The sequence below is a fragment of the Microbacterium sp. TPU 3598 genome (assembly GCF_002356155.1).
GTDB lineage: Bacteria > Actinomycetota > Actinomycetes > Actinomycetales > Microbacteriaceae > Microbacterium > Microbacterium maritypicum_A.
Genome location: NZ_AP017975.1, coordinates 824,665 through 848,434 on the forward strand (window position 1 = coordinate 824,665; position 23,770 = coordinate 848,434).

A 23,770-nucleotide genomic window follows, 5' to 3' on the forward strand; every position below is an offset into this window, starting at 1 on the left:
TCTTCTGAGCGGAAGCCGCCTCTCGTGTCATCGCGTCATCGCGGACGGGAACACCCTGCGAGAATGGACGGGCCGAGTCCCGAGCCGAGGAGCCAACGTGCAGTTCATCTCCACCCGCGGCGGCATGCAGCCGCAGTCGTTCAGCGAGACGCTGTTGGAGGGCCTCGCGCCCGACGGCGGACTGGCGGTACCCGAGGCCATGCCGACCGTCGACGGCGAGACGCTCGAGCGCTGGCGCGCCCTGACCTACCCGCAACTGGCGACCGAGGTCCTCGGTCTGTTCGCGACCGACATCCCGCGCGCCGACCTGGCGCGCATGACGGATGCGGCCTACGCCGACTTCCCCGACGGCGTGGTGCCGCTGCGCGCGATCGATGACGAGCTCACCCTGGTCGGGCTCTCCGAGGGGCCGACCCTGGCGTTCAAGGACATGGCCATGCAGTTCCTCGGCCAGGTGCTCGAGTACACGCTCGAGCGCAACGACTCCGTGCTCAACATCCTCGGCGCCACTTCGGGAGACACCGGATCCGCGGCAGAGCACGCGCTGCGCGGCAAGGAGCGCGTCGCGGTGTTCATGCTGTCGCCGCAGGGACGCATGAGCGCGTTCCAGCGGGCGCAGATGTTCTCGCTCGACGATGCGAATGTGCACAACATCGCGGTCGATGGTGTCTTCGACGACTGCCAGAACCTCGTGAAGAAGCTCGCAGGAGACCTCGACTTCAAGCGCGCGCAGCACTTGGGGGCCGTGAACTCCATCAATCTGGCGCGCATCACGGCGCAGACCGTCTACTACTTCTGGGCGTGGCTGCGGGCGACGGACGCCGGTGGCTGGACCGAGCTGTCGTTCACGGTGCCCTCCGGGAACTTCGGCAACATCCTCTCTGGGTTCTTCGCGAAGCAGATGGGACTGCCGATCCGGCGCCTCGTGCTGGCGGCGAACGAGAACAACGTGCTGGACGAGTTCTTCCGCACCGGCGTCTACCGGCCGCGCAGTGCGGCCCAGACCCTCGCGACCTCGAGCCCTTCGATGGACATCTCCAAGGCGTCGAACCTCGAGCGGTTCATCTTCGAGCTGGTCGGTCGCGACCCGGCCCGCGTCGTCGGCGCCTGGGACGACCTCGAGGCGCAGGGCCACTTCGACTTCTCCGCCGAGCAGGAGCGCTTCCTGGAGGAGTTCGGCATCGTCAGCGGCACCTCGACGCACGAGGATCGACTGGCGACCATCCGCGCGGTGTACGAGACGACCGGTGAGGTCATCGACCCGCACACGGCGGACGGCGTCAAGGTCGCACGCGAGTACATCGAGCCCGGTGTGCCGATGCTCGTGCTCGAGACGGCCAAGCCGGAGAAGTTCGCCGAGACGATCCATGAGGCCATCGGTGTGGAGCTCGGCTACGCGCCGGAGCTGCAGGAGATGCTCGACGCGCCTCAGCACGTGACCGAGATGGGTGACGACGAGCACGCGCTCCGCGCCTTCATCGAGACCAACGCGCTGCACTGACCTTCGACCTCGACCCGCGAGGTGGTCGAGACCACGCCTCGAGCCGAGACCCACCCCTGGCGATGTCCGCAGGGGTGGGTCTCGTCGTCGGTCGTGATGTACCGGCGGCCGTGGACGGAGCGAGTGGTGTGCGATCTGCACATCCATGGGTGATTCTCGTGCGATATGCACATGTCGGCCGTGTGGGAAGCGTCGCTACTGTGGCGCACAACCCGTTCCCTCCTCCCGAAGGATCCTCATGGCACGCACGGCGCACGCAGACGACTTCGCGCTCTCCCGAGTGACTCCCGAGGCCCGCAGACCCTGGTTCGGAATCGCCGTGCAGCGATTCGGGCAGGTCTCGGCCCTCTCGCAGTTCCTCCTCGGCGCGACCCTCGGTTACAGCATGACTTTCGGCGAGGCCGTCCTCGCCTTCCTCTTCGGCTCGCTCATCCTCGAGGTGATCATGTGCGTGGTCGGCTTCATCGGCCAGCGCGAGGGCCTCAACACCGCCCTGCTCGCACGCTGGACCGGCTTCGGCGAGATCGGCGCCTCGCTGGTCGGCCTCGCGATCGGCATCAGCCTCATCGGCTGGTTCGGCATCCAGTCGGCCATCTCCGCGCAGTCACTCGACGCCCTCATGCCCGGTGCCCTGCCGGTCTGGGCCTGGAGCCTCATCTTCGGCCTCGCCGTCACCGCGATCGTGGCCTTCGGCTTCGTCGGGATGCAGTGGCTCGCGAACATCACCGTTCCGCTGTTCCTCATCCTGGTCGGCTGGTCGGTCATCACCGAGCTGAGCCGTCACGACATCGGCGAGCTGCTCACGGGACCGGCGCCCGGACCCACGATGAGCGTCTGGGCCGGAACCGGCATCGTCGCCGGTGGTCTCATCGTCGGTGCGATCATCACGGGTGACATGACCCGCTTCAACCGCTCGCGCGCCGACGTGATCAAGCAGACCGTCCTCGGCGTCTCGCTCGGCGAGTTCGTGATCGGTCTCGCCGGCGTGCTGCTCGCCCACGCGGCCGCCACGGGCGACATCGTCGCGATCGTCACCTCGTCGGTCGGTTTCATCGGTCTGTTCATCGTGCTCACCGGCACCCTGAAGATCAACGACTGGAACCTGTACTCCTCCACGTTGGGCCTGGTGAACTTCATCTCCACCGCGTTCGGCAAGAACCTGCACCGTGTCACGACGACCATCGTGCTGGGTGTCGTGGGATCGATCCTCGCCGCGGTCGGCATCCTCGGACAGTTCACCGAATTCCTGATCGTGCTGAGCGTCGCGTTCCCGCCCATCGCCGGGATCATGGTGGCCGAGTACTACATCGTGCGCCGCTGGCGCCCCGACCTCGACGCCACCCGAGACGCCGGCACCCTTCCGACGACCGCTCCGCGCATCGTCCCCGCGACGATCGTCGTGTGGTTGGTCTCCGCGCTGGTCGGCTACTTCGTGACCTGGGGCATCCCGTCGCTGCTGAGCCTGTTCCTCTCGATGGTGCTCTACATCGTGGCCGGCAAGCTCGGCTGGGTCCGTGGCGTCGGTGTGGCGACGACACGACAGGCCACCTCGGTCGAAGCAGCAGCAGCGGCCTGAGCCGCCTGAGACAGACACCCCTCACAGGAAAGCGAGAATCATGCATATCGGCATCGACGTCGGCGGTACCAACACCGACGCAGTCCTCATGGACGGCACCCGCACGCTCGCGGGCGTGAAGCACTCGACCACCCCCGATGTCACCGGTGGCATCATCCAGGCGATCGAGGACCTGCGGGCCGGGCACGCCTTCGAGGGCGCCGACGTCGATGCCGTCATGATCGGCACGACGCACTTCATCAACGCGCTCGTGCAGGCCAGCCGCCTGGCACCGGTCGCCGCCCTCCGGCTCGGGTTGCCCGCCACGCGGGCGCTGCCGCCGCTGATCGACTGGCCCGAGGTTCTGGTCGAAGCCACGCAGGCCCGCAGCTATCTCGCCCACGGCGGCTATGAGTTCGACGGCCGGCCGATCTCGCCGCTCGACCCGGACGAGATCCGGGCGCACGCGGAGGACATGAAGGCGCATGGCATCCGCTCGGTCGCGATCTCGTCGGTGTTCAGTCCGGTCAACCACGACCTCGAGGTGCGGGCGGCTGAGATCGTCGCGGAGGTGCTGGGTGCGGACGCCGCCATCTCGCTGTCCCACGAGATCGGTCGCATCGGGCTGCTGGAGCGCGAGAACGCGACCATCATCAATGCGGCGCTGCGCGAGCTCGCATCGGAGATCGTCGACGGGCTCACCTCCGCCGTGCGCGCCCAGGGCATCGAGGCGCCGATCTTCCTCAGCCAGAACGACGGCACGCTCATGGACGAGGAGTATGTGCGGCGCTACCCGGTCGCGACCTTCGCCTCCGGGCCGACCAACTCGATGCGCGGGGCTGCTGCCACGAGCGGACTCGACGACTGCGCCGTGATCGACGTGGGCGGCACCACGGCCGACATCGGTCTGCTGATCAACGGCTTCCCGCGTGAGACCGCGAACGAGGTGAAGGTCGCGGGCATCCGCACCAACTTCCGGATGCCCGACGTGCTCTCCCTCGGCATCGGGGGCGGGAGCATCGTCGACGAGGAGACCGCCGAGGTCGGTCCGGCTTCGGTCGGATACAAGCTGACCACCGAGGCTCTGGTCTTCGGCGGTTCCACCTTGACCGCCACCGACATCGCGGTCGCCGCGGGTCGCGCACAGGTGGGTGATGCGAGCAAGGTCGCTCACCTCGACCCGGCATTCGTCGAGCGGGTGCTCGCCCGCATCGCTGAACGCGTGTCCGAAGCCGTTGACCGCATGCGCACCTCGCCCGAGCCCATCGCGGTGGTCGCTGTCGGCGGGGGATCCATCCTGCTCCCCGATGAGCTGCCGCTGTTCGGCACCGTGCACCGCCCGGAGAACTATGCGGTCGCCAACGCCATCGGCGCGTCGATCGCGCAGGTCGGCGGCGAGATCGACAAGGTCTACGCGATCGAACCGGGGCGTCGCGACGAGACCATCGCCGAGGTGCGCGCCGAAGCCGTCGACAAGGCGATCGCGGCGGGCGCGAAGCCGTCGACCGTGTCGATCATCGACTTCGACGAGGTGCCGATCCCGTACCTCCCCGGCAACGCGACGCGCATCCGCGTGAAGGCCGTCGGCGACCTCGACATGGGAGCGTGACATGAGCTGGACGATCACTCCCGCGCACATCGACGGTCTCGCCCGCGGTGCTGCCGTCCTCGGCACCGGCGGGGGAGGAGACCCCTACATCGGAGCGCTGCTCGCTCGTCAGGCGCTGACCTCCGGCGACGTCACGGTCGTCGGCCTCGACGAGGTCCCCGACGACGCTCTCGTGCTGTTCGTCGCGATGATGGGAGCACCGACCGTGATGGTCGAGAAGCTCCCGAGCCTCGCCGAGGTCATCGAACCGGTCAGGGCGCTCAGCGTGCACCTCGGCCGTCCGATCACCCATATCGCGTGCGCCGAGGTCGGAGGGGTCAACTCGACCATCCCGATCGCCGCCGCTGCCGCGCTCGGCCTTCCGCTGCTCGACGCCGACGGCATGGGGCGAGCATTTCCGGAACTGCAGATGGTGCTCCCGACGCTGTACGGCGTAACGGCATCGCCGCTCGCGTTCAGCGATGAGAAGGGCAACACCGGCGTGCTGCAGACGGTCGACAACTCGTGGACCGAGCGCATCGCCCGCGTGGCCTGTGTCGAGATGGGGTGCTCGGTCATGATCTCCGGGTTCTCGATGTCGGGATCTGCTGCGCGGGAGTCGCTCGTCTCGGGGTCGCTGTCCCGCTGCATCGAGATCGGGCAGCGTATCGCCGCCGCACGCGACGAGAAGACCGATCCCGTCGCGGCGGTCGTCGAGCTTCTCGGCGGGCGCGAGCTGTTCGACGGCAAAGTCGTCGATGTGCACCGCGCCACCACGACCGGCTTCGCGCGCGGACGTGCACGCATCGACGGCGACGGCGACGGCGACGCGACGCTGACGCTGCAGTTCCAGAACGAGCATCTCGTGGCCGAGGCCGACGGGACCGTGCTCGCGACCACTCCCGATCTGATCATGGTGCTCGACGGGGAATCCGGCGAGCCGATCACGACCGAGGCTCTGCGTTACGGACAGCGCGTGCGGGTGATCGCGGCCCCCGCCGATGAGCGCTGGCACTCGGAGGTGGCGCTCGCGATGGTCGGCCCCGGCTACTTCGGGTACGACATGCCGGCGCACCGCTTCGACGGCAGCATCTCGGCAGGATTCGTCTCGAGGGGAGCCGCGGCATGAGCTGGCAGCTCACCGCCGCAGACCTTCCCGATCTTGCCCGCGGTGCGACGCTGCTGGGCACCGGCGGCGGGGGCGACCCGTACATCGGCAAGATGCTGGTCGAGCGCGTGCTGGGGGAGGGGAGCATCACGATCCTCGACCCGGACGAGCTCGCCGACGACCTCTTCGTGATCCCGACGGCCCAGATGGGCGCGCCGACCGTGATGATCGAGAAGATCCCCGCCGGGACCGAGCCCACCCTCGCCCTGCGCACACTCGAAGAGCACCTCGGGCGGAAGGCGGACGCGACGATGCCGATCGAGTGCGGGGGCATCAACTCGATGATCCCCCTCATCGTCGCGGCGGAGACCGGGCTGCCCGTGGTCGACGCCGACGGCATGGGCCGTGCCTTCCCTGAGCTGTCGATGGAGACCTTCGCCGTGTACGGCGTGCACGGGTCGCCCCTCGCACTCGCGGGAGAGCGGGGTGAGAAGGTCGTGATCGACACGGGAGACGACGACCGCCAGATGGAGTGGCTTGCCCGCGGCATCACCATCCGACTCGGCGGCGTGGGACACATCGCCGAGTACGCGATGACCGGAGCCGACGTGCGCCGGACGGCCGTTCCCCGGACGATCTCGATGGCCCTCGCGCTGGGCCGCGCCATCCGGATCGCCCGTGAGGAGCATCGCTCGCCGTTCGACGCGATCGCCGAGACCCTGGCGAGCACGCTCTACCCGCACCTGCGCGAACTCTGCGTCGGCAAGGTCGTCGACGTCGAGCGGCGCACGACCGAGGGGTTCGCCAAGGGGAGAGCCGTCATCGCGCCCCTCGGTGCCGACGAAGGCGACACCTTCGAGATCTCCTTCCAGAACGAGAACCTCATCGCCCACCGGAGCGGGACGCTGGTGGCGATCGTGCCCGACCTCATCTGCGTGGTCGATCACGAGACGGCGGAGCCCATCACGACGGAGGGCCTCCGCTACGGGCAGCGCGTGCGGGTGCTCGGCATCTCCACACCGGAGATGATGCGCACACCCGACGCGCTCGCCGCCTTCGGCCCGTCCGCGTTCGGCCTCACGGCGGAGTTCGTTCCGCTCGAGACGCTGGCCGCGGGTGAGGACGTTTCTCCCTAGGCTGGAGCGCATGATGCTGCAGCGCGACGACCTCACGGCGCTCGCCCGCGGCTATGCGCTGCTCGGCTCCGGCGGCGGCGGCTCGACGACCATGCTCGAGCTGATGCTCGCCGGTGCCGAGGGCTGGCCGATCGAGGTCTCGCCGATCTCGGCGCTCGACCCCTCCACGCCCTGTCTCGGGGTTGCCTTCGTCGGCTCGACCATGCTGCTGGAGGAGCGTCTTCCGGGTGCGGCGCCGTTCACCCGGCTGCTCGACGCCGTCGAGCGGTGGATCGGTCATCCGGTCCCGGCGGTCTGTTCCCTCGAAGGCGGAGGCATGAACGGGCTGGCGCCGTTGCTGCTGGCCGGGTCGCATGTCGTGGTCGATGCGGACTGCACCGGCCGGGCCGTTCCGGGACTCGACCAGATGTCGCTGTTCGTGGATCGCGTCCCCGGCCTCGTGTTCGCCTGCGATACGGGCTTCGATGGCGTCGCGCTCGTCGAGGCGCACCGGGCGATCGATGCCGAGCGTGTCGTCCGATCGGCGATCATCCAGGCCGGCGGGGTCGGCTGCGCCGTGCTGGGCGGGTTCACGGTCGGCGATCTGCGGGAGCACGCGATCGGCGGCCACCTCGCCCATGCGCTCGACCTCGGTCGGGCTTATCTCGGCGCCGCGACCGCTCCACTCCCGATCCTCGCCGATGCGCTCGGGGCGGAGCTTCTCGCCGAGGGGCGCATCGTCTCGGTCTCCTCGTCTGCGCACGATCCCCACGTGAACGCGGTGGAGATCAGCGGGCTCGCCGGGGCCGTGCACCGGGTGGTCAGTCGCTCCGAGACCCTCGCCGTGCTGACCGACGGCCGTCTGGTCGCATCCGCGCCGACGATCATCGTGGTCATCGATGCGATCTCGCGGGAGATCCTGGAGGTCACCGAGCTCCGACTCGCGCGGAACGTCGCGGTGCTCGCCATCCCCGCGCCGGAATGGTGGAATGCCCGACCGGATCGGCGGGCGAAAGTGCTGCCCTCGGCATACGGACTCGACGATCTGGACGCGGCGTGAACGAGAGACTGCAGTTGAGCGCGCTGCTCGCCCACGGCGAGAACGGCGGGCTTCGGAGAGTCGCGGGCCCCGAGGACGCCGCGTGGGAAGCGGTGACGGTAGGGGCGGGGGAGTCCGAGCTGAGCGCGAGCGGGCCCGATCGGCTCGCAGTCCTGACGGCGACCGCCCCGACGTCGACCTGGCAGCAGGACGCGCTGCTGCGGCGGCTGCGTGATCGCGGATACACGGGACTGGCGCTCTCGGGAGCGGCCTCGTTCGATGCCGGTGCTTTCCGCCTCGCGGATCGGATCGGTCTGTGCCTGCTCGATGTCGAACGTCCCATCCAACTCGCGAAAGCGTGCTGGATGCTGATCGAGGCGCGGGATGCGCTGACGCTCAGCCAGGTGCGCAAGGTCGCGCAGTCGTTCGAGTATGCCGCCGATGACCTGGCCGATCTGCTGGGGCACATCGCCGCGAACCTCGGTGTCGGTGCCGCGCTGATCGACTCGTCGGGAGTGCTGCAGGAGGCAGGTGCGCATCTCGACGAGCGACTGCACGCCGCGATCGGTTTCGAATCCTGGCTCGATCGGGCCGGTGTCGGCGATGCGGCGGCCGCGTCGGTGCGTGTGGACAGCCCGGGGCGCAGCGGGTTGCGGCTCGTGCTCTTCGGTCGAGGACTCGGGGAGGCACAGGTGCAGTCGCTCTCCGTCGCCGCCGAGGTGGCGATGCCGGCGGTCGCCGCACGCATCTTGATCGACGAGGTGGCGGCGGTGAACGACGTCGCCGTGTCCTCCGGGCTGCTGCGCGACTTCGTCGATCTGCATGGGACGGCCGACGCCGATGTCGAGCGGCGCATGGCCGAGCGCGGCTGGCGCACCGGTGGACATCACCTCGGCTTCCGGATGGTGGCGAGGGGACGACTCGATTCCTTCTCGCTGCTGCGGACGGTCAGTGCCGGGCTCAGCGCCATCGACGGCGATGCGCACGCGACGACGGCCGGTCGAGGACTGAGCGGGTGGCTGACCTTCCCGGAGTCGCCGGATCCTGACCGGGTGGAGCGGGCGGTCGCGTCCCTGCGGGAGCTCCATCTGAGTGCCCTGCGCGATTTCGCCGTCGCCACCGGCATCGGCTCGCTCCAGGGAGGACCGGAAGGACTCGCCGCGACTCTCGACGAGGCGGGGGATGCGGCGCGCATCGCGGCGTCGCGATCGGCGACGGGGTGGTTCGTGCGCGTCGACAGCCTCGGACTCGAGCAGCTCCTGCTCGCCTGGACCGGGAACGACACGTTCGTCCCCGCTGCGGAATCCCTGCTCGCACCGTTGCGGGAGGGAGGGGGAGAGCTGCTCACCACCCTTTCGTCGTACCTCGACCACGAATCGGGCATCGCTGCGACCGCGACGGCGCTCGGTCTGCACCGTAACACCGTGACCGTGCGGATCCGGCGTGTGCAAGAACTCCTCGGCATCGACCTGACCGACCCGGAAGCGCGCTTGGCGCTGCATCTCGCCTGTCGGGCGGTGCAGCCGCGCTGACGCGGAGTGGTCTCACTCCTCCGGGTCGCCGTGCAGCATCCACGGGATGCCGAAGCGATCGACGAGCATGCCGAAGAGGCCGCCCCACGGGGGCACGTCCAGCGGCATCGTGATCGTCGCGCCGTCGGAGAGCTTCTCCCACACGGCGCGGGTGGTGTCCTGGGAGTTGCCGCTCAGTGACACCGAGAACCCCTGCGGCTTCTCGTAGGGCATGCCGTCGGGGGAGTCGGAGGCCATGAGCACCAGACCGCCCGGAGCATCGAGTTGGGCGTGCATGACGAGGTCCTTCTGGCTCGGATCCTGCACCATGTCGGGGAACTCTCCGAAGGTGTTGATCACCAGGTCACCGCCGAGGACGCTCTGATAGAACTCCATCGCCGTGCGGGCCTCGGTGCGGAACGAGAGATACGGGTTGAGAGCGGGCATGAAGACTCCAGGAGTGTGTGAACGGTGTCATGACCGGCACCGCTGGAACTCAGTCTGCGCTCGGATCGAGAGGGTCCGCAAGAGGGATCCGGAGCGACGGCGGCCCTAGGCCGGGAGCGCCTTGACCGCGGCGGTGAGCACCTGCGGGACCGTCGGCACACCGGTGGCCCGGAAGACTTCGGTGCCGGTGGAATCGTGGATGATCACGGTCGGTGTGAACCCGATATCCAGCTTCTCGGCAGCATCCGGATCCTGTGCGACGTCGATCTCGGTCACGGTCGCGTCGGGGAGGAATCGTGCGGCCTCGGCGAGAACGGCCCGGGTCCGGGCGCAGGCGCCGCAGAACGACGATGACACCAGGGTCAGTTCCATGTGCACCTCCAGGGGGCGCCGCGCGCCACCCTGGATGCAACCGTCACCTGTTTCGTGGTGTTCCCGTGAGACGGCGGAGGTGTTCAGGCGACGGAACGCCGCACGCTCGGTCGGATCAGCCTCGAGAGGTCATCCGCGGTCGAGGCCGAAGGTGTGCTTCACGAGCGCGCGCACGTCGCGGTCGAGGCCTTCGATACGGCTCTCCACGGCGTCGATGCGAGTGTTCACCGAGACGAATCGCGCATCGACGGCCTCGAACCGCGCGACCATCTCGGTGCGGAGCCCACCGATCTCTGACCTCACGCCGCCGATCTCGGCTCGCAACACTCGGATGAACAGCGTCGAGACCACCGTGACCATTCCGAACATCAGCGCGATGACGGCACCGATCATGGTCCAGATCTGCGGCTCGGTCATCGTGATCACGCTCTCATTCTGGTCGGATGATCTCATCCTGCCAAGACCACGAACCTGGATGCGGCGAGTGGGGAGAAGCCTGTTCCGGAGCAGTATGTGGAGAGGGACTGGAGCAGGGGCACCGCTAGCGGGCGGCGAGCCATTCGGCGAAGCTCTGGCGTCCGAGATCTGCGTCAGGACCGGGGAGAGCATGCCCCGCTCTCATGCCGGCCATCTGCGGCCCCGGCACGTTGAGTCTCGGTATCCATCCGCGGAATCCCGTCCGCCGCGCGAACGCACGCACCATGTCAGACAACTGCTCTTCCCGAGGGCCGGCGAGGTCACGCACGCGTCCCTGCGGATCGGCAGTGGCGAGTGCTGCGAGACGCGCGCCCACTTCGCTCGCAGCCACGGGCTGTGTGCGGGCGTTCGGGGCGATGTGCACGGGTCCCAGCTTCGCCCGGGCGAACATCTGCTCCGCGAACTCATGGAACTGCGTGGCCCGCAGGATCGTCCACGGTACGCGCGACGCCTCGACGATCTTCTCCTGGGCGATCTTGCCGGCGTAATAGTCGTAGGGAATGCGGTCGATCCCAACGATCGACAGCAGCACGACCTGTCCGACTCCCGCATTCGACGCCGCTGAGACCAGGTTTCCGGTCGCGGCGGTGAAGAACTCGATGGCCGCGCTCGCCTTGAGCGTCTCGATGCTCGCGACGTCGACCACCGCGTCAGCGCCTGCCAGGGCGTCGTCCAGCCCCTGCCCGGTCACCAGGTCGACTCCCTGCGACCGGCTGAGGACGACCGCGTCGTGTCCCGCTGTGCGCACCGCCTCGACGGTGTGCCGTCCGACGGTCCCGGTTCCTCCTGCGACGGCGATCCTCATCCGTGTTCTCCTTCGTCTCGGTACATCTTCTCCGGAATCGACGATGCAGGCGACCGAAACGCGTGATGTCGGATCGCGCCGGAACGCGGCCCCGCTGCTGGGTACGATGGCGACTGTGACCACACCGACCGTGCGCCCGGGCATCGCCGAGCGACTTTCGCAGATGATCCGGATACCGACGGTCTCGGCCGAGCTCGAGGAACGCGGACCTGCGCCCTTCGAGGAGTTCGTCGCGCTGATCGCGGAGCTCTACCCGTTGACGCACGAGGAGCTGGGTCTGGAACGGCACACCGGCTTCGGCCTCCTGTTCCACTGGGAGGGGAACGGTGCGACCTCCGACGAGCCCGTCGTGCTGATGGCCCACTACGACGTCGTCCCGGTCGACGAGAGCGACGACTGGACCCATCCGCCGTTCGCCGGCGTGATCGCCGACGGATCGGTGTACGGCCGTGGAGCGCTGGATGACAAGGGCCCGCTGATCGTGGTCCTCGAGGCGGTCGAGAATCTGCTCGCCGACGGGTTCGTGCCGCCCCGTGATGTGTACCTCTCCTTCGGGGGCAACGAGGAGACGTACGGACGCGCCGCCGAGGAGATCGCGCGAGTGCTGCGCGAACGCGGGGTGGTCCCGTGGCTCGTGGTCGACGAGGGTGGTGCCGTGGTCGACGCGCCCCTGCCCTTCGTCCCCGGCCGTGCCGCGATGATCGGTGTCGGGGAGAAGGGCGTGATGACGCTCCGGCTGACGGCCCGCGGCGACGGCGGCCACGCCTCCGCTCCGCCGTCGTCGACCGCCGTCCGGCGCATCGCCACGGCCGTGGACCGACTCGGACCCACCACCTTCCGCCCGCGGGCGTCGAAGGCGATCCTGCGGATGCTGTCGCAGCTGGCCGGGCAGACTCCGGGCCCGGCTCGGCACCTGCTGCGGTTGCTGAGTTCTGCCCCGCTGCTCACCGCGCAGGTCTTCGCCGCCCTCGGCGGTGAACCCGCAGCTCTCGTGCGCACCACGGTCGCGCCGACGATGCAGTCGGGCGGTACTGCGGCGAACGTGCTGCCGTCTCAGGCATCCGCCACCGTCAACCTGCGCATCGCGCTCGGCGAGACGACGCAGCAGACGGTGTTCCGGGTACGTCGGCGCATCCGTGACCCGCTCGTCACGGTCGAGGTCGTCGAAGCGAGCGAGCCGTCGCCGGAGTCACCGACGGACAACGCCCAGTTCGCGCTCCTCGCCGAAGCCCTCGACGTCGCTTTCCCCGGGGTGCCCGCGGTGCCGTATGTGATGATGGCCGCCACCGATTCGCGACACTTCCACCGGTTCTCGCCGGCGGTCTACCGCTTCGCACCGCTGGACATGTCGAACGCCCAGCGTGCCTCGATCCACGGCGTCGACGAGTGCGTCGAGATCGCCGCCCTGGAGCGGGGGGAGCGATTCCACCGGGCGCTGCTCGAACGGCTAGGGTGATCTCACCCTTCCCCCGGAGTGTGCCGGGGAACCCGAAGCAGAAGCAGGAGACGCGATGACGCGCACCCGCACCCTGGGCACCCTCGCCATCGTCGTGGGCTTCCTCGCCTTCGTGGAGTTCACGAGCGGTGTGCTGCAGGGGTACTACACCCCGATGCTCACCGACATCGCGCGCCATCTGGGGATCCACGACGCCGATGTGAACTGGCTCGAGGGGGCGCAGCTGATGCTGTCGGCACTCGTGGTCCCGGCGTTCGCAAAGCTCGGTGACATGGTCGGCCACAAGCGGATGCTGCTGATCTCGACCGCTGTCACCGCCGCCGCCGCTCTGGTGCTGCCTTTCACCGACTCTTTCCCGGTGTTCCTCGCGGCGTGGGCGCTGATGGGGTTCTACGTGGTCTGGCTTCCGCTGGAGATCGCTCTGATCTGGTCGCGCTCGCGGCGCATGGAGGGGCGTTCCTCGATCACGACGAAGGCAGCGGGCCTCCTCGTCGCGGCGCTCGAAGGAGGTGCGATCATCGGCGCGCTCGTGGGTGGCGCGCTCATCGATGTCCTGCCGCTCACCGTGGTGCTGCTGGTGCCTGCCGTGCTGATCGTGGTCTGCTTCTTCGTGATCCTGTTCGGGGTCAAGGAGTCGCCGGAGCCGACGGGCGGTCTCTTCGACACGGTCGGCCTCGTGCTCATCTCCCTCGCCCTCGTCTGCTTCACCGGGGGTCTCAGTCTGCTTCGGCTGGAGGGCGGCCTGACCAACCCCTGGTCCTGGGCGGTGGTGGTGCTCGGCGTCCTGCTGGTGATCCCGTTCGTCCTCTGGGAGCTCCGCGCCGACGATCCGCTGATCGATGTGCGGATGTTCCGTTCGCCGGCGCTCGGCCCCGTCTTCCTGACCGCCGGGCTCTTCGGCGTCAGCGTGCTCGGCGCGCAGGCTCCGCTGTCGACGTTCGCGCGTACCGATCCGACGGTCTACGGCTACGGTCTCGGCACGAGCGGCTTCGCGACCTCGCTGATCATCGGCGTGTATCTGATCGCCATGATCGCGGGGGCTCTCCTGTTCCCGACCGTCGCCCGGCGGGCCACGCCGCGCCTGACGCTGATGGGTGCGTCCGTGCTGGTCGGCATCGGGTTCCTCCTCTTCCTTCCGTTCCACGACACGTACGCGCAGGTCATCACGAACATGGTCGTTGTCGGACTCGGCTCGGGAGCGCTGGTCGCCGCGCTCCCCGCCGCTGCCGCATCGGCCGCTCCGGCCACGCAGACCGGTGTCGCGACGGGGCTCACCAACTCGGTGAAGACCGTCGGCGGCGCGATCGCCTCGTGCGTGTTCGGCATCGCGCTCCTGCATGGGGTCGCGAGCACGGCAGGCGCGAGTGAGGGAACGGCCGGCTCGCTCGCGGGCTACTTCACGGTGTGGATCGTCTGCGGGGTGACCGCCCTCGTGGCCGCGGTGATCCTCGTGTTCGTCCCGAAGACCGCGTTCACCGACCGATCTGTCGAGACCGAGGCGGCCTCGGCCCTCTGACGCTCAGGCGCGCAGCCCGAGTGCGTGCACGATCTGCGGCCACGCGAGGGCACCGAGTTCTGCGTCAGCCGATGGTGAGCCTCCTCGTGCCATCGTCACTCCACCGGTGGCGATCGACTCGCCGGGCAGGATCATCCGGTGCCCGGCGGGGGAGTGCGTGATCAGCGTCGTCTCCCGTCCGTTCGCTCTGCGGCGCTCGACGACCTCGGCGGCGAACCGGTCGCTCGGCCAGACACGGTCGTCGCCTCCCGCGATGAGCACGACGACGCCGCGGATGCTCTCTGAGCGGATCGTTGCGGCTGCAGTGGCGTCAGGAGCGCGATCGAGGCTCGACTGGTACAGGGACCGGTACTCGGGCGGTTCGGTCGACGGCGACCACGACGAGTCGAACGGGACAGCCGGGAGCGGAGCCCCCTGCCAGGTCCAGTGCGACGACCAGTCCCCGTCGGCGAACCCCGCCCAGACGACGGATGACGGTGCGACCGCGACCGTCGCGTCGACCGGGTGAAGGGACGCGGTGACCAGGGCAGCCTCCGCACCGAACGACGTTCCGAAGATCGCGACGCGGCCGGCATCGTGCCGCAGGAGGTCCAGCTGATCCGTGAACAGCTCGATCGGCACTTCGTGGGGTGAGGGGCGCTGACCCGCACCACCGAACCAGCGGATGGCGCGGACCCGGGCCCCGTGCCGTGCGAACAGGTCGGCCCGTTCTGCCTCCACGCGCCCACTCGACCCCGCGAGGAGCAGGATCGCGGTGCCGTTGGGCACTTCCGGATAGGCGTCATACCGGTCGGGTGGGGCGACCGAAGCGTGGTCTCGAAGCGTCGTCATCCGTCGCGGTCGAGACCGAACGTGCGCTTCACGATCGCCTGCACGTCGCGGTCGAGCCCATCGATGCGGTTGTTCACGGCATCGAATCGTGCGTTCATCTCGGTGCGCAGACCGCCGATCTGCCCGTTCATCTCGGTGCGCAGACCGCCGATCTCACTGCGGACGATCCGGACGAACAGGGTCGAGACGACCGTGAGCGTGCTGAACATCAGCACGGTGAACGATCCGATCATCGTCCAGATCTGCGCGTCATTCATGAATCCCACTTCCTCATCGTCGCATCGATTCGGCAAGCCTGCCAGAGCACGGGAGCCGAAGATATCGGTCGCGCACGAGAGGGGGATAACCCGGCCTCTGACGTGTCGGAGCAGGAGAAGACGATCCGCCCGCGGATCTCGCGCGGATCTCGCGGGGAACTCGCGGGGAAGAGGTGGAGAGGAGACCGGGCGGTGGGATCCCACCGCCCGGTCCTGCTCAGTCGCCCTTCACGTTGACGATCTGCCGCAGCGTGTGCCGGATCGACACGAGTCCGGCGGCATCCGCCATCACCTGGGCGATCGGCTTGTACGCCTGCGGGATCTCGTCGATGAAGGCATCGGTGTCACGGAACTCGATGCCCGTCATCGCCTCTCGCAGCTGGTCGTGCGTGAAGGTCCGCCGCGCCGCCGAGCGGGAGTACTCCCGTCCGGCACCGTGCGGGGAGGAGTTCAGCGACTGCGGGTCGCCGAGCCCTTCCACCACGTACGAGGCGGTCCCCATCGACCCGGGGATGAGGCCCGGTCGACCGGCGTCCGCCTGGATGGCGCCCTTCCGTGACACCCACACCTGCTTCCCGTAGTGCTTCTCCGACTCGGTGAAGTTGTGGTGGCAGTTGATGCGCTCCTGTTCGTCGACCGGGGCTCCGAGGAACTCCGACACCTGCCGGATGACGCGATCCATCATCTCCTCCCGGTTCAGCAGCGCGAAGTGCTGGGCCCACCGCAGCTCCCGGATGTAGCGGGTGAACTCCGGTGTGCCCTCGACCAGGTATGCCAGGTCGGGGTCGGGAAGGTCGATCCACCACTGCCTCGCCAGCCGCTGGGCGACGGCGATGTGGTGCCCGGCGATCTTGTTGCCGACGCCTCGCGAACCCGAGTGCAGGAACAGCCAGACCCGATCGAGCTCGTCGACCGACACCTCGATGAAGTGGTTGCCTGAACCGAGCGTGCCCAACTGCAGACGCCAGTTCCCGGCGTACTGCGCCGGGTCGAAGCCGTTCTTCTCGGCGAGCTGCTCCAGCTCGGCGATGCGCGGTTCCGCGGTGGCCACGACCTTGCGGTTGTACCGGCCGGCCGACAGGGGGATGGCGCGCTCGATCTGCTCCCGAAGGTCGGCGAGCCGACGACCGTCGACGTCGCTCCCCGTGAACTGCGTACGAACGGCGATCATCCCGCAGCCGATGTCGACGCCGACGGCGGCGGGGATGATCGCGCCGAGCGTCGGGATGACCGAGCCGACCGTCGCCCCCTTGCCGAGGTGCGCGTCCGGCATCAGTGCCAGGTGCGGGTGGATGAACGGCATGCGGGCCGTGGTGTGCGCCTGAGCGAGTGTCTTCTCGTCGATCAGGGACGCCCACGACAGCAGCCGTGCGGAGAGCCTCTCCATGATTCCTTTCCTTGTGGTGATGTCCAGCCACAGGTCAGAGGAGTCTCCAACGGAAAACGCCCCGGACCTGACGGTACGGGGCGTTGCGAGAGCGGATGCTGTCACACGGCGCGTGCCGGAGGGTACGACTCGTAGCGGTCATTGCGCTTCTGCTGAAGCGGCAACACCGCTGCCTGGGGAAGGTTCCGCTGCGCGGTCATCCGTCGTGCTCCTCGGCTGGTGTGCTGCGCCGATCGGCACAGCTTTGCCACACTAGGGCGCGACACGCCCGGGAGTCAAGCCGTCTCACGGGGCGGGTTGTGCATGAACTCGACCCGGATGCCGTCCGCGTCCTCGACGAACGAGGCGTAGTAGCGCTCCGAGTAGCGCGGGTACTCTTTGGGCTCGCGGACGGCTGTCCAGCCGGCGTCGACCGCGACCGCGTGCAGGCGGTCGACCTGCTCGCGCGTCGGTACCGCGAAGGCGATGTGCTGCCAGCCGATGCGGCCATGACGGTGCGGAGCGGAGTCCTCATCCCAGGTGTAGAGGATGATCTCGGTCTCGTCGCCGTTGTTCCATGAGATCGAATGATCGTTCGCGCCCCCGCTCTGATACCCGAGAGCGGTGAGCACGGGGTGGAACTGCGCCCGTCCGCGCTCGAGGTCGTCGACGGTGATGCCCAGATGATCCAGAAGAGCCATGGGTCGAGTCTTCCAGCAACCGCCGACGTCGTACTAGTGCGGGGCGTGGTATTCGGCTTTGCCGGGAGGTAAATTACACACATGACAACTTCGAGCGCCGTCATCTACTGCCGAATCTCGCAGGACAGCGAGGGCAAGCAGGTTGGTGTGGAGAACCAAGAGGCGACCTGCCGCGAGCTTGCGAAGGCGCTCGGATTGAGCGTGCTCCGAGTCTATGTAGACAATGACCGGGGCGCGTCGTCCCTGTCCAAGAAACGGCGTCCCGACTTTGAGGCGATGGTAGAGGCCGCAGAACGCGGGGAGTTCGGCACGATCATCGCCTATTCGATGAGCCGCGTCACCCGCCGTCCTGCTGAGTGGGAAACGCTGATCACGCTCGCGCAGAAGCACGGGATCGAGTTCGCCTACAAGGTCAGCCCGAAGTACGACCTCAACACCGCAGACGGGCGCGCTACGGCTCGCACCGTTGCCGCGTGGGATGCTGCCGAAGCTGAGCGTACGGGCGAGCGCGTGCAGCATAATCAGGCGGCGAAGCTCGCGAAAGGTGAAGACCTGGGCGGCTCGCGCCCGTTCGGTTTCGAGCGGTCCCGAACCGAGATTCGCGAGAGCGAAGCGAAGTGGATTCGTGAGGCGTACGCGAGGGTGCTCGATGAAGGGCAGGCCGTCTACGCGGTTGCGAAGTGGCTCAGCGAGGCGGGCGTTCCGACCGCAGGGAAGGCCGACCTCTGGACACCGCGCGCGGTGCGGAACCTGTTGCTCCGTCCGCGCAATGCGGGCGTGCTCATCGTCAACGGCATGGAGCGTCCGACCGACAAGCTGCCTGCAATCGTCACACGCGAACGCTGGGAGCAGATGACGGCGCTGCTCAACAACCCCGACCGCAAACCGAAGCGCGGCCCGCGCGCGGCGCACCTTCTGAGCGGCATCGCGAAGTGCGCAGTCTGTGGGTATACGCTCGCACACACCGTTAGCCGGAAGGGCAAGAAAGCCGATCCGAAGACACGCGCCTACTCGATCTATCGATGCACCAATAATCAACCGGTGGGCCGGGGCACGCATCCGACGATGAGGGATGAGGCGCTAGAGGATGCTGTCGTGTCGAAGGTGCTCGACCTAATCGCGAACGGCGATGCGAATCCGACCGGGGGAGAGGCATCCAAGCTCCGCGTGCTGAGCGCCCGCCTGAACGAGATTGCCGATGAGAAGGCGCAGGCGACCGCACTCGGACTCATCCCGGGGGCAAACCTCGCGCTGGTGACAGCGCGCATCGGTGAGCTTGAAGCCGAGCGCGAGGCGAAGGAAGCCGAACGGGACGCTCTGCTCTCGGACACTGCATCGGGCGCGGCCTTCGACGACTTCCGCGAATACGTGCGCGCGAACGTGGGGGAGAAGGGCTGGGGCTACATGGTCGCCAGGAACGCCGCGTGGGAAGTTTGGCAGGCGTACGACATCGAGCGTCAGCGGTCGATACTGCGAGGCTTCGACTTGAGGCTTCACCCGAGCGCAGCGGATGAGCGCGTGACGGTCAAGCGCCGGTAGCTGCCGCTACGCTTCGAGCATGCAGATTCAGATCGACCCGTTCGCCTTCGGCACGGCGCTTTTCGCGGTTCTCATCGCATGGCGTGCGCACTTCCTTGCGAAGTCAGCCCCCGAAGTAGCCCGACGGCGAGAACTACGTGACTCTATCCGTGCTCACGTTCAGACCTTCGACTCTGCTCTGGCTGACGTTGACACGGCTCTGCAGATGGGAAAACCACTTCCGGAGAAGCCGGAAGAAGTCGAGACTGCCGCAGTGAGCATCCATGCGCTCGCGTCGCGTGTGCCCGAAGAGGCGCGCGTGCTACTTCTACACACATACATGCAGTCCGTGGCCAGCAGATGGAGCATGGCACATCATGATGAAGTTCGGCTTCTTTCGGCGCTCGACGCCGAACAAGGCTGGCAGGACGAGGCGAACGCCTCTGCGGCGAGGAACGCAAAGGCCGATGAGTTCGTGCGAAGAACTCTCTCGGACTACAGGGGACAGGTTGAGCGAGGTCGGCGAGCGGCGGATGCAAGCAGAACCACGCTTCGCGAAGGCATTGGGAAGTACAAGGCCGAACGGAAAATCTACATCGACTGGCTCGATGAGCTAGATCGAAGCAAGGGACACGGGTCAAACCGAGTTCTTGTATAGCGGTGACAGCGAGGCCCGGGGCGATTGCCCCGGGCCTCTTTCTGTTACTTGCCGTTCTTCTTCAGCTTTTCGATCTTCTCCATGTACTTAGCCTTCTCGATGAGGCGCTTCGCCTCTGCCCTAAGTTCACGGGGAGTCTTGTTGGTTGAGCCTGCCGGGCGACCCATGCCGTCCCCTTTCGATAGATTTATTGTATTTATACAGTATCTGCGAGCCGGTTGACTAGCATCAATCCGACAACAGACCCGACCGCCGCGCAGAAGCCGATGAGGATGCCGAGCGCGATCACGCGACACCCGCCATGCCAGGCACGTACACATACACGCCCTCGAACGTCATGACGCCGTTCGACTTGAACTCTCGGAACCCGAGATTGCGAATCGCCGTGTAGAACTTCGGGCCGCTCTTCGCGCGCACGTTGTTCTGATCGCACCACGAGACGTACCGGGCGTACAGCGCCGAGCGCGGCACGCGGTAGCTCGCGTTGCCCGCGTCCGCGTACACGAGTTCGTCGGCATCCATCCACTCGCGGATCGGATCGGACTCCCGAGCGAAGCGCTCGCGTACCTCACTCGCCGCGCCGATGATCTCGAAGTAGCGGGCCGGCTCCTGGATCACTTCGTCAGTCGGGCGACCGTTCGCGTCGAAGACCTGCTTCGGCTCGGTGCGGTAGTACAGATCGCGCAGTGCGTTCATCGCCTTGTTGAAGATGCCCGGTACCTCAGCGTGTAGCGCGGCCTCATCGAACGGCTTCGAGCGATCTACCTGGATGTCGAACGGGAGAATCGTCCAGCGCCGGAAGTACGCTCCCGACGTGTTCGCGGACTGCCACACCTTGTTCGTCGAGAAGATCGGCACGGCGAACGGGCGGAACGGGAATGCATCCTTGCCCTTACGCTCGTGCGTCATGGTGTCCCCGCCCGTGATCTGAAGGAAGAGGCTCGTGTCATCCATGTACGCAGCATCGATGTCACCGACGATGTTCGCGGCCTTGCCGTAGAGGCTGGACGCGGCGAACCGGTTTTCGGTCAGGCTCTTCAGGCTCTCGGCTGAGATGTTCTCTCGCCCCAGCATCTCTTCGAGCACTCGCAGGAGCGTGCTCTTGCCGGTGCCCTCTCGACCGAGCAGAAGGAAAGCGGTCTGAAGAGGGTTGCCGGTCATCAGCATGTAGCCGAGGCTTTCCCACAGCAGACCGTGGACTTCGTCAGGTAGTACCGAGTTGAGCCACGCATCGAAGTTCGGGCACGTCGTAATCGAACGGAAGCTGGATCGTCGATCGGTACTCGGGATCGTGCCCCGCGAACCGATCAGCCGCGTTCGTCTCGCGCCACTGGTAGACGCCGTTCCGCAGGTTGATCAGAGGGCACCATGGTTCCGGCTCTTCGGCGGACAGGTGAGGAACGATCTTCTCGGGCATGTAGCGCACGAGCCGTTCGACAACCGAGCCTCGCGAAATTGTGTAGTCGTTGCGCAGCACGCGAGCTACGCGGCGATCAACCACGTCAGGATCGGGACGGTACACACCGCCCTGATACGACCACAGCGAGCCGTCAGGGCCGACCGCGACCCCTTCGGCTACGTGCACGGCAAGAGAGTTCGGCTGGAACTTTCCATCCTTGCTGAACGCATCCTGACGCTTGATCTTGTCCGGGGTCTTGACGATCATCGCTCGACCTCAACCGGAGTCCAGGGGAAGACGCGGTGCACGCCTTCAAGGATCATCTCGTGAAGCTCGGTGGCGGTGAGCGCGTCGTTCATCTCACCGAGCCACAGGTTATATTCCGGATCGTAGACGTAGCTCACGCCGTCGATGCGCAGCGTCTCGTTCAGTCCGGTTTCGGTGTACTGGGGAATGTCACCCTGCTGGTTCTCAGCAGGCGCGGATAGGTCAGACATCGTGTCTTCGCCTTTCGGTTTGGTGTCGGGGTTTACGACTCTCGCGGGAATGGGGGCGGCGCTACGGTCAAGCACTCGCCGCCCCATGACCCCGACAAGAGCCACGCTGAAAGGAGCGTACGTCCTATTGTACAGCAATTCGGCACTATGAGAATTGCGCAAGATCGGCGCAAACTACTGCACATTATGACCGTGTCAAGCCGCCCCAAACCTTGCCCTAAAACTGCCCCAGCCATTTGATTCTATGGAATTGTTGGTTACCTTGGGGTACTTTCAGGGCAGTTCTGGGGTATCGATTGGGGTAGGTAGTTTCGCTCTATGACTGGGAAAGGGTGCCCAGGGTAGTGATTCTATGAAGAATCGGAAACAGGCCGTTTCGCCCGATGAACGCAGTGCGTGGGAAAAAAACTGCCCCGCTGCCCCCAGCGCCTCGACCTGCCCATTATCCCATGCTTGGCGTGTCTGAATCCAGCTCGGGAACCGGATCGTTACAACCCCTAAGTTTAGTGCCCATACCCTTGCGTGCGTTTATATAATGGACGCTCTCAGAATGTCATTAGTGCAATTCGCGGTACAATAGTTGACATGGATCAACTACCGCTACTCAGCCGATCCGGGGCGGCTCTTCCCCGGGAACCGAAGCACGGCACACTCTCGACCTACAACAACTACAAGTGCCGCGATGCGTGCCCGGGCAATGACCTGGGGTACACCTGCCGCATGGCGAACCGGGACTACCGATTCGTCAAGCGAGCCGAGGCCCGCCGCGCCCGTGAGGCGGCGGCATCGTGACCCGCTTCCACCGGTCGAAGGAGTGGGCCGCATTCACGAAGAAGGCCCGCCCGATCCTGGCGGCTAGCCTGCCTGCCCCGTGCGTCAACGCATACCGGGGGCCGGGGTGCCGGGGTGTCGTGCATCCGGGCGAGGCGTTCGACGTGGCGCACATCGTCAGCCACGGGGTAGACCCCACCCAGCCACTTGACCTATCTCGCGTGGGCGCTGCTCATCGTGCGTGCAACCGCCGAGCCGGTGCGGCTGAGGGTGGGCGCAAGCGTGCGGCACAGCGCAAGGCCGAGAACCCGAAGCGTCTTCCGCCTGCGGGGTCGGGATGGTGACCGTCGAACTCGAAGAGCGCAGCCTTCTTTTGAGAGAACGCGATTGCCCGCCTACTCGTGGCAGGAAACCGCGAACGCATCCCCGAGCACGCGGACGCCCATCTTCGAGCGCCCGAAGGAACTCTTCACCTGGCGACCCGGCGTCGGTGGCGTCGACTTCCTCAGCCCGATTCTGCAGAGCCAGGGCTTCCGCCTTGTGTGCGATGAGGAACGTCGATGGACGCTCCGCCGTGATGGGTACCGGGCATCCGGGAACCTGAATCTCGCCTACGCCGTGAACGTCATCGGCGCGGATGAAGAGATCACGCGCGAGTCGCAGGACTGGTTCGACGCGGCGACCTACGCGTACCGCTGGCGGGTCGCTGACGGCACAGAGAAGAGTGCAGACGATACATACGCCCTACCGGGCTACACGAAGCACGTTCGCCGCCAGATCGATCGCGAGTACCCCGGTCCCGGGCGCGCGCAGTACGCCGTGCAGCGTGCGCACAACCGAGGCCGAACGCTGGCTGTCGAGACGGTCGCGAACTGGGATGCGAAGGCAGATCAGGAAGTCCTCGTGCGACTTGACGGAACGCCCATCCAGCTTGGAACCGCCGACTCGATCGAGTGGAACCTCAGCAACGACCGCATGCGCGTGACCTCACGCACGGCGGACACCCCCGAAGGTGCAATCGACCTTCTCTCGGGAACGATCAACGCGCTTCCCGGAACTATCAACTCACTCACGTAAGGAACACATCATGGCAGTAGGTGACAAGGCGCTCGCCGAGGTCTTCCCGGTCGTCAGCGGGTCAGAACTGGCGAACACCATCGACACCGAGATCAACGTTTCGCGCGACCTGATCGCAGATCAGAAGCGCCGTATCCGCGTGCAGGACACGCAGCCTACCGAGAACCTCGTAGTTGGGACTCTGTGGGCGCAGCCTGTGGCCTGA

25 protein-coding genes are annotated in these 23,770 nt (G+C 66.9%); 14 read left to right on the forward strand and 11 right to left on the reverse strand.

Annotated features, from left to right (window positions below):
• The first annotated feature begins 97 nt into the window (after nucleotides 1-97).
• The 7 genes from thrC to MST3598_RS03830 all read left to right on the forward strand — a co-directional run bounded on the left by thrC (nucleotide 98) and on the right by MST3598_RS03830 (nucleotide 9,438).
• A complete protein-coding gene (gene thrC / locus MST3598_RS03800) occupies nucleotides 98-1,501 on the forward strand; it encodes a threonine synthase (protein ID WP_096359456.1) in 1,404 nt (467 codons plus the stop codon).
• A 238-nt stretch (nucleotides 1,502-1,739) separates the two neighbouring features.
• Nucleotides 1,740-3,077, forward strand: coding sequence for a purine-cytosine permease family protein (locus MST3598_RS03805; RefSeq protein ID WP_021198104.1), 1,338 nt, complete (start codon nucleotides 1,740-1,742; stop codon nucleotides 3,075-3,077).
• 40 nt (nucleotides 3,078-3,117) lie between these two features.
• A complete protein-coding gene (locus MST3598_RS03810; protein WP_029259726.1) occupies nucleotides 3,118-4,665 on the forward strand; it encodes a hydantoinase/oxoprolinase N-terminal domain-containing protein in 1,548 nt (515 codons plus the stop codon).
• A 1-nt stretch (nucleotide 4,666) separates the two neighbouring features.
• Nucleotides 4,667-5,773 carry a DUF917 domain-containing protein gene (locus tag MST3598_RS03815; protein ID WP_036271675.1) on the forward strand — a complete coding sequence of 369 codons (1,107 nt, stop codon included), beginning with the start codon at nucleotides 4,667-4,669 and terminating at the stop codon, nucleotides 5,771-5,773.
• Nucleotides 5,770-6,888 carry a DUF917 domain-containing protein gene (locus MST3598_RS03820; protein WP_029259728.1) on the forward strand — a complete coding sequence of 373 codons (1,119 nt, stop codon included), beginning with the start codon at nucleotides 5,770-5,772 and terminating at the stop codon, nucleotides 6,886-6,888. Before MST3598_RS03815 ends, MST3598_RS03820 begins: the two co-directional genes overlap by 4 nt.
• 10 nt (nucleotides 6,889-6,898) lie before the next feature.
• Nucleotides 6,899-7,927: an S-methyl thiohydantoin desulfurase domain-containing protein gene (locus MST3598_RS03825; RefSeq protein WP_029259729.1), complete on the forward strand. Its 1,029-nt coding sequence runs from the start codon at nucleotides 6,899-6,901 to the stop codon at nucleotides 7,925-7,927.
• On the forward strand, nucleotides 7,924-9,438 hold the full coding sequence (locus tag MST3598_RS03830; RefSeq protein ID WP_029259730.1) for a PucR family transcriptional regulator: 1,515 nt from the start codon (nucleotides 7,924-7,926) through the stop codon (nucleotides 9,436-9,438). The genes MST3598_RS03825 and MST3598_RS03830 overlap by 4 nt, the downstream gene beginning before the upstream one ends.
• A 12-nt stretch (nucleotides 9,439-9,450) precedes the next feature.
• On the opposite strand, the gene MST3598_RS03835 is transcribed toward MST3598_RS03830, so the two are convergent.
• The 4 genes from MST3598_RS03835 to MST3598_RS03850 all read right to left on the reverse strand — a co-directional run bounded on the left by MST3598_RS03835 (nucleotide 9,451) and on the right by MST3598_RS03850 (nucleotide 11,518).
• Nucleotides 9,451-9,864 carry a VOC family protein gene (locus MST3598_RS03835; protein WP_021198098.1) on the reverse strand — a complete coding sequence of 138 codons (414 nt, stop codon included), beginning with the start codon at nucleotides 9,862-9,864 and terminating at the stop codon, nucleotides 9,451-9,453.
• 105 nt (nucleotides 9,865-9,969) lie between these two features.
• Entirely contained in the window at nucleotides 9,970-10,236 is a 267-nt protein-coding gene (locus MST3598_RS03840; RefSeq protein ID WP_029259731.1) for a glutaredoxin family protein, read from the reverse strand.
• 129 nt (nucleotides 10,237-10,365) lie between these two features.
• On the reverse strand, nucleotides 10,366-10,653 hold the full coding sequence (locus MST3598_RS03845) for a hypothetical protein (RefSeq protein WP_029259732.1): 288 nt from the start codon (nucleotides 10,651-10,653) through the stop codon (nucleotides 10,366-10,368).
• 124 nt (nucleotides 10,654-10,777) lie between these two features.
• Nucleotides 10,778-11,518, reverse strand: a complete 741-nt coding sequence (locus tag MST3598_RS03850) for an SDR family oxidoreductase (RefSeq protein ID WP_029259733.1) — start codon at nucleotides 11,516-11,518, stop codon at nucleotides 10,778-10,780.
• Between the two features lie 106 nt (nucleotides 11,519-11,624).
• Between MST3598_RS03850 and MST3598_RS03855 the strand changes: the two genes are divergently transcribed.
• Together MST3598_RS03855 and MST3598_RS03860 are read left to right on the forward strand one after the other, a co-directional pair.
• Nucleotides 11,625-12,974, forward strand: coding sequence for a M20/M25/M40 family metallo-hydrolase (locus MST3598_RS03855; protein ID WP_029259734.1), 1,350 nt, complete (start codon nucleotides 11,625-11,627; stop codon nucleotides 12,972-12,974).
• A gap of 55 nt (nucleotides 12,975-13,029) precedes the next feature.
• Nucleotides 13,030-14,490, forward strand: coding sequence for an MFS transporter (locus tag MST3598_RS03860; RefSeq protein WP_029259735.1), 1,461 nt, complete (start codon nucleotides 13,030-13,032; stop codon nucleotides 14,488-14,490).
• 3 nt (nucleotides 14,491-14,493) lie between these two features.
• On the opposite strand, the gene MST3598_RS03865 is transcribed toward MST3598_RS03860, so the two are convergent.
• The 4 genes from MST3598_RS03865 to MST3598_RS03880 all read right to left on the reverse strand — a co-directional run bounded on the left by MST3598_RS03865 (nucleotide 14,494) and on the right by MST3598_RS03880 (nucleotide 17,645).
• Nucleotides 14,494-15,258 carry an acyl-CoA thioester hydrolase/BAAT C-terminal domain-containing protein gene (locus MST3598_RS03865; RefSeq protein ID WP_231924909.1) on the reverse strand — a complete coding sequence of 255 codons (765 nt, stop codon included), beginning with the start codon at nucleotides 15,256-15,258 and terminating at the stop codon, nucleotides 14,494-14,496.
• A 59-nt stretch (nucleotides 15,259-15,317) separates the two neighbouring features.
• Entirely contained in the window at nucleotides 15,318-15,578 is a 261-nt protein-coding gene (locus MST3598_RS03870) for a hypothetical protein (protein ID WP_231494466.1), read from the reverse strand.
• Between the two features lie 217 nt (nucleotides 15,579-15,795).
• Nucleotides 15,796-16,965 (reverse strand): RtcB family protein, encoded by a 1,170-nt coding sequence (locus MST3598_RS03875; protein WP_096359460.1) that lies wholly within the window; start codon nucleotides 16,963-16,965, stop codon nucleotides 15,796-15,798.
• A 275-nt stretch (nucleotides 16,966-17,240) separates the two neighbouring features.
• Nucleotides 17,241-17,645, reverse strand: coding sequence for a VOC family protein (locus tag MST3598_RS03880; protein ID WP_029259739.1), 405 nt, complete (start codon nucleotides 17,643-17,645; stop codon nucleotides 17,241-17,243).
• Nucleotides 17,646-17,726: 81 nt separating this feature from the next.
• On the opposite strand from MST3598_RS03880, the gene MST3598_RS03885 reads away from it, so the two are divergent.
• A complete protein-coding gene (locus MST3598_RS03885; protein WP_081860148.1) occupies nucleotides 17,727-19,184 on the forward strand; it encodes a recombinase family protein in 1,458 nt (485 codons plus the stop codon).
• Nucleotides 19,185-19,203: 19 nt separating this feature from the next.
• Entirely contained in the window at nucleotides 19,204-19,821 is a 618-nt protein-coding gene (locus MST3598_RS03890) for a hypothetical protein (RefSeq protein WP_029259741.1), read from the forward strand.
• A gap of 285 nt (nucleotides 19,822-20,106) precedes the next feature.
• On the opposite strand, the gene MST3598_RS03895 is transcribed toward MST3598_RS03890, so the two are convergent.
• Genes MST3598_RS03895 through MST3598_RS03905 form a run of 3 tightly spaced genes read right to left on the reverse strand, consistent with a single transcriptional unit; the run spans nucleotide 20,107 to nucleotide 21,717 of the window.
• Nucleotides 20,107-21,132, reverse strand: coding sequence for a DNA primase family protein (locus tag MST3598_RS03895; protein ID WP_081860149.1), 1,026 nt, complete (start codon nucleotides 21,130-21,132; stop codon nucleotides 20,107-20,109).
• A complete protein-coding gene (locus MST3598_RS03900) occupies nucleotides 21,026-21,487 on the reverse strand; it encodes a hypothetical protein (RefSeq protein ID WP_029259743.1) in 462 nt (153 codons plus the stop codon). The genes MST3598_RS03895 and MST3598_RS03900 overlap by 107 nt, the downstream gene beginning before the upstream one ends.
• Nucleotides 21,484-21,717 carry a hypothetical protein gene (locus MST3598_RS03905; RefSeq protein ID WP_029259744.1) on the reverse strand — a complete coding sequence of 78 codons (234 nt, stop codon included), beginning with the start codon at nucleotides 21,715-21,717 and terminating at the stop codon, nucleotides 21,484-21,486. The genes MST3598_RS03900 and MST3598_RS03905 overlap by 4 nt, the downstream gene beginning before the upstream one ends.
• Nucleotides 21,718-22,302: 585 nt before the next feature.
• Here MST3598_RS03905 and MST3598_RS18360 point away from each other — a divergent pair.
• From MST3598_RS18360 to MST3598_RS03915, 3 genes are all read left to right on the forward strand, one after another.
• Entirely contained in the window at nucleotides 22,303-22,509 is a 207-nt protein-coding gene (locus MST3598_RS18360; RefSeq protein WP_136053551.1) for a hypothetical protein, read from the forward strand.
• Between the two features lie 366 nt (nucleotides 22,510-22,875).
• Nucleotides 22,876-23,565 carry a hypothetical protein gene (locus MST3598_RS03910; protein ID WP_029259745.1) on the forward strand — a complete coding sequence of 230 codons (690 nt, stop codon included), beginning with the start codon at nucleotides 22,876-22,878 and terminating at the stop codon, nucleotides 23,563-23,565.
• A gap of 10 nt (nucleotides 23,566-23,575) precedes the next feature.
• Nucleotides 23,576-23,770, forward strand: a complete 195-nt coding sequence (locus MST3598_RS03915; RefSeq protein WP_029259746.1) for a hypothetical protein — start codon at nucleotides 23,576-23,578, stop codon at nucleotides 23,768-23,770.